This is a genomic window from Enterobacter cloacae complex sp. P12RS, from assembly GCF_014895875.1.
In the GTDB taxonomy this organism is placed as follows: Bacteria; Pseudomonadota; Gammaproteobacteria; order Enterobacterales; family Enterobacteriaceae; genus Enterobacter; species Enterobacter bugandensis.
This window is the reverse complement of the sequence record NZ_JADBQO010000003.1, coordinates 66,618-81,733: the sequence shown is the minus strand read 5'-3', so window position 1 is coordinate 81,733 and position 15,116 is coordinate 66,618. Positions and strand designations below refer to the sequence as shown.

Sequence of the window (15,116 nt, the reverse complement as noted above, 5' to 3'; positions counted from 1 at the left end):
ATTGTTGCCTTTTGTGGTAGAACTCATTTGAATTATCGCCAGGCGGGGAAAACAAACAATGCGTAAAAGTCTTATATGTGACGGGGACAAAAAAGCCTGTCATCGACAGGCTTTTATTTAATCAGGCGTGCGCCACAGGGGTTGGATGCTCGCCCGCTTTGCGCAGCAGCATCAGGAGATAAATAAACGACACGCTGGCAATCATGATAAACAGCAAATTGTCGGAATAATTCTGCATCAGCATCGCGGTAAATGTCGGTCCCAGCAGGCTACCGATGGTATAGCTTAATAATAGCGCCTGGTTCATTGCCACGAGCTGGTGATGTTCTACTTTCTCACAGGCCCACGCCATCGCGACCGGGTAAAGCGTGAATCCTGCGGCCCCGAGAATAAACAGTGCAGGCGCCATCGCGGCGTTGCTGAGCATCGCAAGGCATCCCATGATCACCACGAAGACCTGAACGCGCAGCACCAGCAGACGACCAAAACGGTCTGCCAGGCGGCCAATCGGCCATTGCCCCACAATACCCGCACTGACCATCACCGCCATCCAGAAACCAATTCCGGAATCGCTGACGCCCTGATGATTCAGGTAGAGCGGCATCAGGCCATAGAGCGAGCCCAGTACAATTCCCGAAATAATGCATCCGTTTACGCCCAGACGCGCCTGACGGAGTCTCAACATCGGCCAGACGTGGGTCGCTTCCTGATGTTCGCTGTTCTGGTTCACAATGCGCGTAAAGAGCAGCGGCAGGATCGCGGCCAGCACCATGCCGGTTACCCACGGCAGCACGCTCATCAGGTCGGTTGGCAGTTTGCTGACCATCAGTTGACCCAGAACGGTACCGACGTAGTAAACCATCATATAGGCCGCCAGAAGACGTCCGCGGTTGCGGGAGGTACCGCTACACATCAGCGCGCTTTCAACCACCACCCAAATCATCGCGCAGCCGACGCCGGCGATAAAGCGCCATGCCATCCAGCTCCAGAAGCCCACCATCAGACCCAGCCCGGCGCACCCGGCAGCGAAAATCAGCGAGGCCAGATAATAGCTGCGATTAAAGCCAAAACGCTTAATCAGGCTACCGGTTAATAATGTGCCCAACAGGTTCCCGGTGAAAAAGGACGAGCTGACCATACCCACCTGCCAGGTCGGTAAGTTTTCATGGGCGAGCCACAGCGGGACGAGCGTGTTTAACACGGCGATCGCCAGGGTCAACAGAAGCAGGCCACAGAGCAACAGGAGCACTGGCCGGGTATAGGTGGTCATGGATTAAAAACCGTGAGGAAGTTCAGATTTCGTGCGCATCATGCCACTGGCAAAAACAAAGTCAATCCACAGATTTAGCCGGCTCGCACAATATGTTCCCTGTCGATTTAAAAAACTTATCCTGCTAATGCAGCGCCTGCTATAGATATTAATTATGTATCTGTTTTTATTTATTAATGACCGAAATTAAAACAAAACGACAGTCGAAAAATTTCATGAATGAAAAAAAGAAAAGCCGGGCGCTATGTCCCGGCTTTTTATAACGAAAAATGAAATTAGCTGGCGATAGCCATACCGACCGTCATATGCAGGCCGTAAAACACACCGCGACCAATTAACTCCCCTGCCAGCACCAGCACAAAAGCCAGTGACAGGAGCGGCAGTGCAGGCTGATAACCTTTAAGCTGAGGGCCGATCCAGCACACCAGCGCAGCTGCCAGCAACACCACGCGCCAGGCCATCAGCGAACCGTAGTCCGGCACCAGCGCAGAAGCCTGCTGGATAGAGCTGTGAATGGTTGCCAGCTCGGCCCCCTGCATCAGGGCGACCATCGCGCTCACCACCAGCGCCAGCAGCGAAACGGCTGGCAGCAGACGCATTGCCCAACCGTTTACCCCCGCCACGCGCAGCAGCAGGTAGCCCAGCAGCGGCCCACCGATAAACATCGTCAGGAAGAAGCTCATCGGCGTCCAGAAGCTGTACCAGGTTGGAACGGTATCGATGGTGTTATAGACGCGCACCATCATCCACACGAACACCACGCCCAGTACCATGGTGACGATCAGCCACAGGCTGCGCAGGCCCGCAGGCAATTTTTTCAACGCAGCCAGCAGCCACCCCAGCCCGCCGACGGTAAAGAAGATTGCCCCGCTGGCAATTTCGTTACTGAGCGACGACGCCCCCACGCGGTTCAGGGAGTTGAACGCGCGCATCGGTGAGCCCAGGTGCAGCGTAGAGGCGATAAATCCAATCCCCATCAGCACCCACAGGCCAAACATGCTCAACACTAAACGCTGCTGCTGTTCGGCATTGAGGTTCCCTTTTAACAGCGCCAGCGCCAGAACAATGAAGCCGCCCACTACGCACTGCCCAAAGACCGTGAAGATCATCAGCGGCCATTCATGCCATCCACTTCCCATCTCACACCTCCTTCGGATTTGCCAGGTAGCCGGTGGTGTCACCCGTCGGACGGCTGTTGGCGTTAGGTTTAATGACAATACTCGGCTTGGTGAAGTGCGCGGACGGCAGCGGTGCCACAGCGGCAAGCTGACCGTGTTTCTGACGCAGCTCTTCTATCGGACCAAAATCCAGCGCGCGCAGCGGGCAGGACTCGACGCAGATTGGCTTTTTGCCTTCCGCTACGCGGCTGTGGCAGCCGTCGCACTTGGTCATATGTCCTTTGGCGGCGTTGTACTGCGGCGCGCCGTACGGGCACGCCATATGGCAGTAGCGACAGCCGATGCAGACATCTTCATCCACCACCACAAAACCGTCCTCCCGCTTGTGCATCGCCCCGCTTGGGCACACCTTAGTGCAGGCCGGATCTTCACAGTGGTTACAGGCAATCGACAGGTAATAGGCAAAGACGTTCTGATGCCAGACGCCGTTATCTTCCTGCCAGTCGCCCCCGGCGTATTCGTAAATACGGCGGAAGCTCACGTCCGGGGTGAGATCTTTATAATCTTTACAGGCCAGCTCGCAGGTTTTGCACCCGGTGCAACGGCTGGAATCAATGAAAAATCCATACTGGGTTGTCATCGGTTACTCCTTAAACCTTTTCAACCTGGACAAGGTTTGTGTGAGACGGGTTGCCTTTCGCCAGCGGCGACGGACGCTGCGTGGTCAGGACGTTAATACTGCCTGCCTGGTCGATGCGGTTGGCATCCGGGCTGTACCAGGCCCCTTCCCCCAGTGCCACTACGCCAGGCATCATGCGCGGTGTCACTTTGGCTTCAATGTGTACCTCGCCGCGACCGTTAAAGATACGCACGCGATCCCCGTTACGGATACCACGTGCTTTGGCATCCATCGGGTTGATCCACATCTCCTGGCGGCAGGCGGCCTTCAGTACGTCAACGTTACCGTAGGTGGAGTGCACGCGCGCCTTGTAGTGGAAACCGGTCAGCTGCAGCGGGAATTTCGCCGTCAGCGGATCGTTATAGTTTTCGAACCCCGGCGTGTAGATCGGCAGCGGATCGATAACATCTCCTTCCGGCAGCTCCCAGGTAGACGCGATTTTTGCCAGCGCTTCGGAGTAGATTTCGATTTTGCCCGACGGCGTGGTCAGCGGATTCGCCTGCGGATCTTCACGGAACGCTTTATACGCCACGTGATGCCCTTCCGGGTCACGCTGCTTGTACATGCCCTGCTTGCGGAAGGTGTCGAAGTCCGGCAAATCGGGAATTGCTTTACGAGAGAGCTCGTGCAGATGGCGCATCCACCCTTCCTGAGTACGCCCTTCGGTAAACTGCTGTTCGACGCCCAATCGCTTCGCCAGTTCGGAGGTCATCTCATAGATGGTTTTGCACTCGAAGCGCGGTTTGATGGCCTGGTCGGTAAAGATCACGTAGGACATGTTGCCGCAGGAAGCGTCCAGCGCGAAATCCATCTGCTCAGACGCGGTGCAGTCCGGCAGCAGAATATCGGCATATTTTGCCGAGGAGGTCATGTGGCAGTCGATCACCACAATCATCTCGCACTTCTTGTCGTCCTGCAGAATTTCATGGGTGCGGTTGATTTCCGAGTGCTGGTTGATAAGGCAGTTGCCGGCGTAGTTCCAGATCATCTTGATCGGCACATCCAGCTTGTCTTTGCCCCGAACGCCGTCGCGCAGCGCGGTCATTTCCGGGCCGCGCTCGATCGCGTCAGTCCACATAAACATGGAGATGCTGGTCTGAACCGGGTTATCCAGCGTCGGCATCCGCTCAAACGGCACTTCATAAGAACCTTCGCGCGCGCCGGTGTTACCGCCATGAACGCCGACGTTGCCGGTCAGAATTGAAAGCATGGAGATAGCGCGGGTGGCGATTTCACCATTCGCATGACGCTGCGGTCCCCAGCCCTGGCTGATGTAGGCCGGTTTAGCTGAACCTATCTCACGCGCCAGCTGAACAATGCGCTCGACCGGAATACCGGTGATGGTGGAGGCCCACTCCGGCGTTTTCGCTACGCCGTCGCTGCCCTGGCCGAGAATATATGCCTTGTAGTGACCATTGGCAGGGGCACTGGCTGGCAGCGTTTTCTCGTCATAACCGACGCAGTATTTATCAAGGAACGGCTGATCGACGAGGTTTTCAGTAATCATCACCCACGCCAGCGCGGAAACCAGTGCTGCATCGGTACCGGGACGAATGGGGATCCACTCATCTTCGCGCCCGGCACCGGTGTCGGTATAGCGCGGATCGATAATGATCATGCGGGCATTGGATTTGGCGCGAGCCTGTTCGAGGTAGTACGTCACCCCGCCGCCGCTCATGCGGGTTTCGCCCGGGTTGTTACCGAACAGGACGACCAGCTTACTGTTTTCGATATCGGACGGGCTGTTGCCGTCGGCCCAGCCGCCATAGGTATAGTTCAGACCTGCGGCAATCTGTGCGGAAGAGTAGTCGCCGTAGTGGTTGAGATAACCGCCGCAGCAGTTCATCAGACGCGCGACCAGCGTTTTACCCGGTGGCCAGGAGCGGGTCAGCGTGCCGCCCAGCGTCCCGGTGCCATAGTTCAGGTAGATGGACTCGTTGCCGTACTCTTTGATCAGGCGCTGCATGTTGGTGGCGATAATGTCGTAGGCTTCGTCCCAGCTAATGCGCTCAAACTTCCCTTCCCCACGCTTACCGACACGCTTCATTGGGTATTTCAGACGATCCGGGTTGTAGACGCGGCGACGCATGGAGCGACCGCGCAGGCAGGCGCGAACCTGGTGTAACCCTTCGTAGTTATCGTCCCCGGTGTTGTCGGTTTCGACATACTTAATTTCGCCATCCACCACATGCATACGCAGCGGACAACGGCTACCGCAGTTTACGGTACACGCACTCCACACCACTTTTTCCGGAGCTGCGGCTGCGGATAGTGCGTCCGCCGCCGACGCCAGCCGGGTAAAAGGGAGCGTGAAGGCGCTGCTGGCTACAGCCAGGCCGCCTATTGCCGTGGTTTTCATCAACCCACGGCGAGTGACCTCGGCAGCCATTAACGCTTCAGGCGCTTTGATTTTCATAGAGACTCACTTTGGTTGCTCACAAAGAAAAAAGAGGCGGCACGAACCGCTATATAGTTTTGTAAATAACGAATTTCTTCGTTATCAGCGTCTTATGCTGACTTTCATTCGGAGGAGTATTACTACTTTAGAGGGAGGGGGTATTGCGTCGTGTCAATTCAGAGGCATAAAAAAAGCGCCCGAAGGCGCTTTTTTGTTGTGAGGCAAAGAATTAGCCGATGTACTGCTGGCCTTTCATGTATGGACGCAGCACTTCAGGGATCTCGATGCGGCCATCTGCCTGCTGGTAGTTTTCCAGCACGGCAACCAGCGTACGGCCAACAGCCAGACCAGAACCGTTCAGGGTATGCACCAGACGGGTTTTCTTGTCAGATTTGCTGCGGCAGCGTGCCTGCATGCGGCGCGCCTGGAAATCCCAGACGTTAGAGCAGGAGGAGATTTCACGGTAGGTGTTCTGTGCAGGCACCCAGACTTCCAGGTCGAAGGTTTTGCAGGCACCAAAGCCCATGTCACCGGTGCACAGCGCCATGCGGCGATACGGCAGGCCCAGCAGCTCCAGCACTTTTTCCGCATGGCCAGTCATCTCTTCCAGCGCGTCCATGGATTCTTCCGGACGGACGATCTGCACCATCTCGACTTTGTCGAACTGGTGCATACGGATCAGACCACGGGTGTCGCGACCGTAAGAACCGGCTTCTGAACGGAAGCACGGAGAGTGTGCCGTCAGCTTGATTGGCAGATCGTCTTCGTCAATGATCTCATCACGCACGAGGTTGGTCAGCGGCACTTCCGCGGTTGGGATCAGCGCATAGTTGCTGCTGTCTGCTTCTTCATCCAGCGGACGGGTATGGAACAGATCGCCGGCAAATTTCGGCAGCTGGCCCGTACCGTACAGCGTATCGTGGTTAACCAGATACGGAACATAGGTTTCGCTGTAGCCGTGCTGCTCGGTGTGCAGATCCAGCATGAACTGCGCCAGGGCACGGTGCAGATGGGCAATTTGACCTTTCATTACTACGAAGCGAGAGCCGGTCAGCTTAACCGCAGCGGCAAAGTCCAGGCCCGCGTGCATTTCGCCCAGCGTCACGTGATCGCGCACTTCGAAGTCAAACTCGCGAGGCGTACCCCAGCGCTTCACTTCAACGTTGTCGTTCTCGTCTTTGCCGACAGGCACGCTGTCGTCAGGAATGTTCGGGATAGCCAGAGCGATGTCACGAATTTCGGCCTGAAGAACGTCCAGCTCCGCTTTCGCCTGATCCAGCTCTTCACCCAGCTTGTTCACTTCCAGGCGTAATGGCTCAATATCTTCCCCGCGCGCTTTCGCCTGGCCAATGGATTTCGATCGAGAGTTACGCTCTGCCTGCAGATTTTCAGTTTGTACCTGCAGTACTTTACGACGCTCTTCAAGAGCGCGCAGCTTATCTACATCCAGCTTAAAGCCCCGGCGTGCCAGTTTTTCAGCGACTGCGTCTGGCTCATTACGCAGCAGATTGGGATCGAGCATGCTTATCCTGTGCTTATCGAATTAAAATAGGAAATGTGACCACAGCCTGCGGTCACAAGGATACAATTGCCAACATTACCGCAACGATTGAACTAACGGTAGCGTTTTATAGGGCTATTTTGATCCTGTCCGGCGAGCCAGGTGAGCTTTTCACCAATCTTGCCTTCAAGACCTCTGTTTGTGGGATGATAATAGCGCGTTTGTGCCATCTCCTGCGGGAAATATTCCTCCCCGGCGGCGTAGGCGTTAGGCTCATCATGGGCGTAGCGATACTCCTGCCCGTAACCCATCTCTTTCATCAGTTTGGTTGGCGCATTGCGCAGATGAACCGGCACATCGTAGTCCGGGCGCTCGCGCGCATCCGACATCGCCGCTTTGAACGCGGTATAGACCGCATTGCTTTTCGGCGCGCAGGCCAGATAGACAATCGCCTGCGCAATGGCGCGTTCGCCTTCCGCCGGGCCTACGCGGGTGAAGCAGTCCCAGGCTGAAAGCGCAACCTGCATGGCGCGCGGGTCGGCATTGCCAACATCTTCTGACGCAATCGCCAGACAGCGGCGCGCAACGTATAGCGGATCGCCACCTGCGGTAATGATACGTGCGTACCAGTAGAGCGCCGCATCCGGCGCGCTGCCGCGTACGGACTTATGCAGCGCCGAGATCAGGTCGTAGAAACGGTCGCCTTTATTATCGAAACGCGCGCTGCGCTCTCCGGCAATTTCCGTGAGCAGTTCAGGCTTCAATACGCGCTTGCCCGCATCGTCCACTTCGGCCATATCGGCCATCATTTCGAGCGTGTTCAGCGCGCGGCGCGCATCGCCGTTGACCAGCTCCGCAATCGCACGTCGCGTGTCGTCAGGCAGAACGATATCCTGCCCGCCGTAACCCCGCGCTTTGTCGTCCATTGCCTGGGTCAGAACCTTTTCGATATCTTCCGTGGTCAGGGATTTAAGCAGGTAGACGCGGGCGCGGGACAGCAGCGCCGAGTTGAGTTCAAACGACGGGTTTTCGGTGGTCGCGCCGATGAAAAAGATCGTCCCGTCCTCAATGTGCGGCAGGAAAGCATCCTGCTGGCTCTTGTTGAAGCGGTGGACTTCATCGACAAAGAGAATGGTGCGGCGTCCGGCATTGCGGTTTTGACGCGCGCGCTCGATCGCCTCGCGGATCTCCTTCACGCCAGACGTTACCGCCGAGATACGCTCAACGTCCGCGTTGGCATAGCGGGCGATCACTTCAGCGAGCGTGGTTTTTCCGGTGCCGGGCGGCCCCCAGAGGATCATGGAGTGCAGATGCCCCGCCTCAATAGCGCGCGGCAAGGGTTTCCCCGCAGCCAGCAGATGCTGCTGACCGATGTACTGCGCTAAATTTTCTGGCCGCATACGGGCGGCCAGAGGTTGAAACGCATTATCTGAAAAATCGAGCGACAGGTTGCTCACTCACGCCTCTTACTTATTGCGTTGGTCGTCCACCGTTACGCCCTGCGGCGGGGTAAAGGTGAATTTCGATGCGTCAACGGCGCCGTTTTGCTGAGACTTAAGCTGGTAGCTGCTGCGCTGATCGTCCTGCTCAACCGCGCCGAACTGATTAATGGTACCGTTGGTGCTTACGTTGATGGTGAACTGCTTCAGATTGCCGTTGCTGCCTTTCGGCGTCAGGACAAACTCATCACCGTTCTGTTTAATGTTGTACTGCTGCCAGTCGCTGGTCTGGTTGCGGGCGATCAGCATAAACGGCGTATTGCTGGTCGCGTCTTTCAGCCAGGTCGCAGTGGCCTGCTCAACAAACGGGTTGAAGAACCACAGGGTTTTACCGTCAGAAATCAGGATGCTCTCATCCGGCTGGGTCATGTGCCAGTTAAACAGATTGGGGCGTTTCACCCACAAATCACCCTGTCCTTCCTGCACCGCGTTGCCGCTGCCGTCCGTCACTTTTTGCGTGAAGCTGGCGTGGAAGCTGCTTACTTTATCCAGTCGGCTTTTAAGGTCGCTGGCTGCATCAGCCCAGACGCTGCTGGCTACAAAACTGGTGAGTAATGCACAGGCGATGGCGATTTTTTTCATTGTTATTCCTTAAAATACGTCTTCCCGAAATGGGGTTTCCGTTTCTATTCTGGACCTGCCCGAAGGCAGGCGACAGAAGAATATGCTTAATTTTTGCTGATTTACCCTTCTTTGCAATCGCTGAAGGTTAATCAAACGGCGGCGGAGCCAGCACCTCACGGTTACCGTTGTGCCCCTGCTCGCTCACAATGCCCTGCGCTTCCATCTGCTCGATGATGCGCGCCGCTCGGTTATAGCCGATGCGGAACTGACGCTGCACGCCAGAGATGGACGCTTTGCGTTTTTCAGTAACGAAATTAACCGCCTGGTCGAATAACGGATCCAGCTCTTCGCCGCCGTCAAAGCCACCACCGCCGCCTTCGCTTTCGCTGTCGGAGGTAATGCCGTCAACGTACTGCGGACGTCCGCGCGCCTTCCAGTCCTGCACCACGGCGTGTACTTCCTGGTCGCGAACAAACGCGCCGTGTACGCGCACCGGAGAGGTGGAGTTCGGGCCGGAGTACAGCATGTCACCCATTCCCAGCAGCGACTCAGCGCCGCCCTGGTCAAGAATGGTACGGGAGTCGATTTTGCTCGAAACGGTAAACGCAATACGGGTCGGAATATTCGCCTTAATCAGACCGGTGATAACGTCCACGGACGGACGCTGGGTCGCCAGCACCAGGTGAATACCTGCCGCACGCGCTTTCTGTGCCAGACGCGCGATCAGCTCTTCCACTTTCTTCCCGACGGTCATCATCAGGTCGGCGAATTCATCCACCAGCACGACGATATAAGGCAGTTTCTCCAGCACAGGATGCTGGGCATCCATGCTGTCACCCGGCTTCCAGTATGGGTCCGGAATTGGACGACCCATGCGCGCCGCCTCGGCGATCTTCTCGTTATAACCGGCCAGGTTACGCACGCCCAGCGCCGACATCAGCTTGTAGCGACGCTCCATTTCATTGACGCTCCAGCGCAGGGCGTTGGCGGCGTCCTTCATGTCGGTGACCACTTCCGTCAGCAGGTGCGGAATGCCTTCGTAGACCGACAGTTCGAGCATTTTCGGGTCGATCATGATGAAACGCACGTCTTCAGGCTGCGCTTTGTAGAGCATGCTAAGGATCATGGCGTTCACGCCGACCGATTTACCGGAACCGGTGGTACCCGCTACGAGCAGGTGAGGCATTTTAGCGAGGTCTGCCACTACCGGGTCGCCGGCGATATCTTTACCCAACACCACGGTCAGCGGAGATGGGTTATCGCGGAACTTGGTGTTATCCAGCACTTCACGCAGGTAAACGGTCTGACGTTTCTTGTTCGGCAGCTCAAGGCCAACGTACGGTTTACCCGGAATCACTTCCACCACACGTACCGCCACGGTCGACAGAGAACGCGCCAGGTCGCGGGAGAGGTTAGAAATACGCGCGGCTTTGACGCCCGGCGCCAGGTTCAGCTCGAAACGGGTGATCACCGGACCCGGCGAGTAGTTCACCACGTCCGCCTTGATGCGGAAGTCTGCCAGACGGGCTTCCACCAGACGGGCCATCTGCTCCAGGGCAAACGTATCAACCGGCTCGACTTCAGCCGGTGGCGGCGTCAACAAATCCAGCGACGGCAGCGGCGTGCTCGGACGCTGCAGCGGACGGCTATCACCGTTACGCATCAGCAGCGGGTGAATCAGGCTCTCCTGCGGCTGCGGTGCTGGCTGCTGGTACTGCGGCGGCTGCTGTTGTGGCTGCTGCGGTTGCGCATACGGCTGCTGAACAGGTTGCTGCGGCTGCGCGTAAGTCTGTGCCTGCGGCGCTGGCGGCTGACGCACAGGCTCTGCTTCAGGCATCACGCTTGGGGTGAACAGCGGCTCGCTCGGGCCATCATCCACCAGATCTTTCATCGGCGAAAACTCGAAATCCGATAATGAGAACGGGTTCGCACCAGCTGGCTGTTCACCTGAGTAACGCTGCTGCTGGGTTGCCGCAAACTGACGTGCTAATTCGGCTTCAGCCGCGTCATCTTCGTCTTCCAGCATCGGTTCATCATGCTGATAGTCTTCACCGTAGCGCTGATTCTGCTGCGCGGCGAACTGGCGCGCCAGCTCGTCCTGCTGCATTTCATCAGCATCATCTTCGTAGTCCGTCCCACGCGCTTTCTCTTCGGCCATCCGCTGGGAAGGCAGCTTGATCCCATAGGAGGCAAGCTCACGACGAGTTGGAACGCGGACGCGGTTAGGGCGAGGCAGTTGCGGACCAATTCCCTCTTTCACCTGTGGACGCGGCGCACCGCCCGTTGCCAGGCTAAAGACAGGTGCCGCCGCCGCTGCGGCTGCGGTAGCCTGCTTCACGCTTTCCGCTACGGGGGCAACAGCAGGCGTCGGGTCGACCGGTGGAACCGAAACCGACGGAGCTTTTGGAGCAGGTTCCTGCACCGGTTCAGGCACAGGCTGATACCATGCCGCCAACTGTTCGCGCTCACGAGCACGGCGTTCTTCAACTTCTTCAAAATAGTACATTGGCGGACGAGACGGTTTCACCTCTTCCACCACCTCAGGTTCAGGCTGAGGCTCGACATAAGGCTGCACAGGTTCAACCGGTTCAGCCACGTACTCCTGATAAGGCTGGGCCACAGGCTGCTCATAGTGCTGCTGTTCATACTCAGGTTGCGGCGGCTGATAAGGCTGCTGCCACTGCTCCTGCTGCACGGGGATGTAGCTCTCTGGTTCCGGCGCGATAACAGGCTCCGGCGTGTGGACACCCGGCGCGGTCTGCCAGGCAACCTGAGGCTGCTGAATAGCGGATTCCGGAGGCGGAACCGGCGCGGATGGCATCACGGCTTCGACAGGCGCGGCATACGCCTGTGATGCTGTCGTTGCGGCTGCGGCCGCGTCAACCGGCGCGGTAACGGTATGGCCGTTAAGCAGCGGATCGTATTCATCGAAATCACCCGGCATCGCCCGGTTGCCGGAGAAAAGCACATCATCAGGATCGACTGTACTACCCGCTGCGCGGTACTCCACCTGCTCGTCTTCATCCATACGCTTACCGGAGAAGAGCGCCGCATCGGTTTTACGTCCAAGCGGGTTGGCAAATTTTTCAGCAACGCGCTGGCGACGCGCCAGGGCACCGCGCAGAATACGGGCACGACGAGATTCACGACGTTGCACCGGCGCATCGTCTTCCTCTTCGTACTCATCTTCATATTCTTCTTCATCGACCCACGTGTCGTCGCGGCGGGTACGGTTGCTCGCGAAGGTCAGGATCGTAAGAATAAAGCTGCCGATCTTTTCGGCAATGCTCACCCATGACCAGCCGGTAAACAGCGTCAGCCCGGCCGCCCAGATGCAGAGCAGCGCCAGCGTGCCGCCGCTGCTGTGAAGCATCGGCTGTAGCGCAGAGCTCAGCAGGCTGCCAATCACCCCACCGGAGGCGAAGTACCAGATATCATCGGCATTAATCGCCGCCAGCCCGCAGGAGGTGAGGATCAGCGCCAGGGCGCCAATCAGGCGCAGGGAAACCGCAAAATAGTCGATGTAATCATCGTTCTGACGATGACGCCATGCAAACCAGCATCCGCCAATGATTATGACGGGAATGGTGTAGGCCATCACACCGAAAATGAAAAAGAGCGTGTCCGCAAGCCAGGCTCCGGGTACGCCGCCTAAATTATGGATAGGCTCATGCCACGCGGTTTGCGACCAGCTGGGATCGGAGGGGTTGAAACTGAGTAAGGCTGCCATCAGCCAGACGGCAAAAAGGGCAATAACGATCAGCAAAGCCTCGAGGAGACGACGTCCGCTGCTTAGCTTCGATAGTGTGACTTCTTTGTCTTCAGTGTATTCCTGGCTCAAGAAAGGCTCTCCAGGTATCAGGCATATCCTGCCTGTTTGCTAAAACGGACAACAGCGCCGGGGCTCCCCGGCACTGTTGCTGTATGGATTAACAGGAGTGTAATCAAACTACGCTGATTTTGCACCTGTTCCGTGTTAGCGCGTCTTAATAACCAGACGATTGCTCTGTTTGACCTCTTCCATCACCACATAGGTACGGGTGTCGTTCACGCCTGGCAGACGCAGCAGGGTTTCCCCCAGCAGCTTACGGTAGGCGGACATATCAGGCACACGGGTTTTCAACAGGTAGTCGAAATCACCGGACACCAGATGACACTCTTGAATTTCTTCAAGTTTTTGTACAGCGGCGTTAAATTGCTCAAACACATCCGGCGCACCACGATTCAGAGTAATCTCAACAAATACCAGAAGTGAGGCATCCAGATAATGCGGGTTCAGCAGAGCCGTATAGCCCTGAATAAAACCCTGTCTTTCCAGTCGGCGCACACGCTCAAGGCACGGCGTCGGGGAAAGTCCCACACGTTTTGAAAGCTCGACGTTGGAAATACGCCCATCCTTTTGCAATTCATTAAGAATGTTACGATCGATACGGTCGAGATCTTTGCCAGGGCGCTTCTTGCTATCTACCATTATTATTGTCTCTCTGTATTCCTTCCCTACTCCTGCCTGGACCCTGTGCACATCACTGTTCAGAGCCTGTACCCGTTAGTCATCACATCGCCTGGTTATGTATTAGACGCGATGCGGATTCGGGTTCTGTTGGTAAGAAGACCGCTGCCCGAAGGCTGTCACCGACATCACGTATGGCGTCTGTCCACGCCATGCGTAGATTTCACTGACACGGTAAAAATGGCATTTACGTGCATGCCTATGCGGCATACGGTTAACGCGGTTTTTTTTCTTCCTTGAATGTTTTCGCAAATGCGCAGGGGATTGTCAAAGCAAAACATCGTTTTTTAGTACAAGATGCCGGATATTCATTACGGGGGGGTATTAATCCTCATTTTACTGCTTTATAAACGAGCGGTTTTCAGTAGAAAACGTGATGTAACGGCACTGGATTCATCGGGCGCAGCTATTACATATATCGAAAGCAAAATCCCAGTGCTCTTTTTTTACGGCAACAAATTCCCTACAATCCAGCCCATTGCCTGCCAACAACAATGGGGATCTCATGGGCACGACCAAACACAGTAAGTTGTTAATCCTTGGTTCTGGACCTGCGGGATATACCGCGGCGGTCTATGCTGCACGCGCAAACCTGCAGCCGGTTCTGATCACCGGCATGGAAAAAGGCGGTCAGTTGACCACCACCACGGAAGTGGAAAACTGGCCGGGCGACCCGAACGATCTGACCGGGCCGCTGCTGATGGAACGCATGCACGAGCATGCCACCAAATTCGAAACCGAAATCCTGTTCGACCACATTAATAAAGTGGATTTGCAGAACCGTCCGTTCCGCCTGACGGGTGACAGCGGTGAATACACCTGCGATGCGCTGATCATTGCCACCGGCGCCTCTGCCCGCTATCTCGGCCTGCCGTCTGAAGAAGCGTTCAAAGGCCGCGGCGTCTCTGCCTGTGCGACCTGCGACGGTTTCTTCTACCGTAACCAGAAAGTCGCGGTTATCGGCGGCGGTAACACCGCGGTGGAAGAAGCGCTGTACCTGGCGAACATTGCCTCTGAGGTGCATCTGATCCACCGTCGTGACACCTTCCGCGCCGAGAAGATTCTCATTAAGCGCCTGATGGATAAAGTGGCGAGCGGCAACATCGTGCTGCACACCAACCGTACCCTGGAAGAAGTCACCGGCGATCAGATGGGCGTTGCGGGTCTGCGCATTCGTGATACCCAGAACACCGATAACGTCGAAACGCTGGAAGTGGCGGGCCTGTTTGTGGCAATCGGCCACAGCCCGAACACCGCGATCTTCGAAGGCCAGCTGGAGCTGGAAAACGGCTATATCAAAGTGCAGTCCGGCATTCACGGTAACGCGACCCAGACCAGCATCCCGGGCGTGTTCGCTGCCGGTGACGTGATGGACCATATTTATCGTCAGGCGATCACCTCTGCGGGCACCGGCTGTATGGCCGCGTTGGACGCTGAACGCTACCTCGACGGACTGGCTGAACAAGGTAAATAATCTTTACAAGTCAGTAACAAACGTAAATAAAGGCGGCCACAGGTCGCCTTTATTTTTGCTCGCGTGTAACATGCAGATGTCTAATTTCTTATAACGTCACCTG

Annotated in this window: 10 protein-coding genes; 1 reads left to right on the top strand and 9 read right to left on the bottom strand. The window is 56.5% G+C overall.

Annotation, left to right across the window (positions count from 1 at the left end):
- Positions 1–121: 121 nt before the first annotated feature.
- The 9 genes from IM284_RS01495 to lrp form a co-directional block, all read right to left on the bottom strand.
- A complete protein-coding gene (locus IM284_RS01495; protein ID WP_045261768.1) occupies positions 122–1,270 on the bottom strand; it encodes an MFS transporter in 1,149 nt (382 codons plus the stop codon).
- 275 nt (positions 1,271–1,545) lie between these two features.
- On the bottom strand, positions 1,546–2,409 hold the full coding sequence (locus IM284_RS01490) for a dimethyl sulfoxide reductase anchor subunit family protein (protein WP_047368208.1): 864 nt from the start codon (positions 2,407–2,409) through the stop codon (positions 1,546–1,548).
- Position 2,410: 1 nt separating this feature from the next.
- On the bottom strand, positions 2,411–3,028 hold the full coding sequence (locus IM284_RS01485) for a DMSO/selenate family reductase complex B subunit (RefSeq protein ID WP_047368207.1): 618 nt from the start codon (positions 3,026–3,028) through the stop codon (positions 2,411–2,413).
- 10 nt (positions 3,029–3,038) lie between these two features.
- Complete coding sequence (gene dmsA, locus IM284_RS01480; RefSeq protein ID WP_028012559.1) at positions 3,039–5,483, bottom strand: dimethylsulfoxide reductase subunit A; 2,445 nt, start codon at positions 5,481–5,483, stop codon at positions 3,039–3,041.
- Positions 5,484–5,694: 211 nt separating this feature from the next.
- Positions 5,695–6,987, bottom strand: a complete 1,293-nt coding sequence (gene serS, locus IM284_RS01475; protein WP_008499983.1) for a serine--tRNA ligase — start codon at positions 6,985–6,987, stop codon at positions 5,695–5,697.
- 92 nt (positions 6,988–7,079) lie between these two features.
- Positions 7,080–8,423 (bottom strand): replication-associated recombination protein RarA, encoded by a 1,344-nt coding sequence (gene rarA / locus IM284_RS01470; protein WP_028012558.1) that lies wholly within the window; start codon positions 8,421–8,423, stop codon positions 7,080–7,082.
- Between the two features lie 9 nt (positions 8,424–8,432).
- Positions 8,433–9,047, bottom strand: coding sequence for an outer membrane lipoprotein chaperone LolA (gene lolA / locus IM284_RS01465; protein WP_047368206.1), 615 nt, complete (start codon positions 9,045–9,047; stop codon positions 8,433–8,435).
- A 127-nt stretch (positions 9,048–9,174) separates the two neighbouring features.
- Positions 9,175–12,870, bottom strand: a complete 3,696-nt coding sequence (locus IM284_RS01460) for a DNA translocase FtsK 4TM domain-containing protein (RefSeq protein ID WP_047368205.1) — start codon at positions 12,868–12,870, stop codon at positions 9,175–9,177.
- A gap of 135 nt (positions 12,871–13,005) precedes the next feature.
- The gene (gene lrp, locus IM284_RS01455; protein WP_000228469.1) at positions 13,006–13,500 is read right to left on the bottom strand and encodes a leucine-responsive transcriptional regulator Lrp; all 495 of its coding nucleotides are present in this window, start codon (positions 13,498–13,500) and stop codon (positions 13,006–13,008) included.
- A gap of 544 nt (positions 13,501–14,044) precedes the next feature.
- On the opposite strand from lrp, the gene trxB reads away from it, so the two are divergent.
- Complete coding sequence (trxB, locus tag IM284_RS01450) at positions 14,045–15,013, top strand: thioredoxin-disulfide reductase (RefSeq protein WP_047368204.1); 969 nt, start codon at positions 14,045–14,047, stop codon at positions 15,011–15,013.
- Positions 15,014–15,116 lie beyond the last annotated feature (103 nt).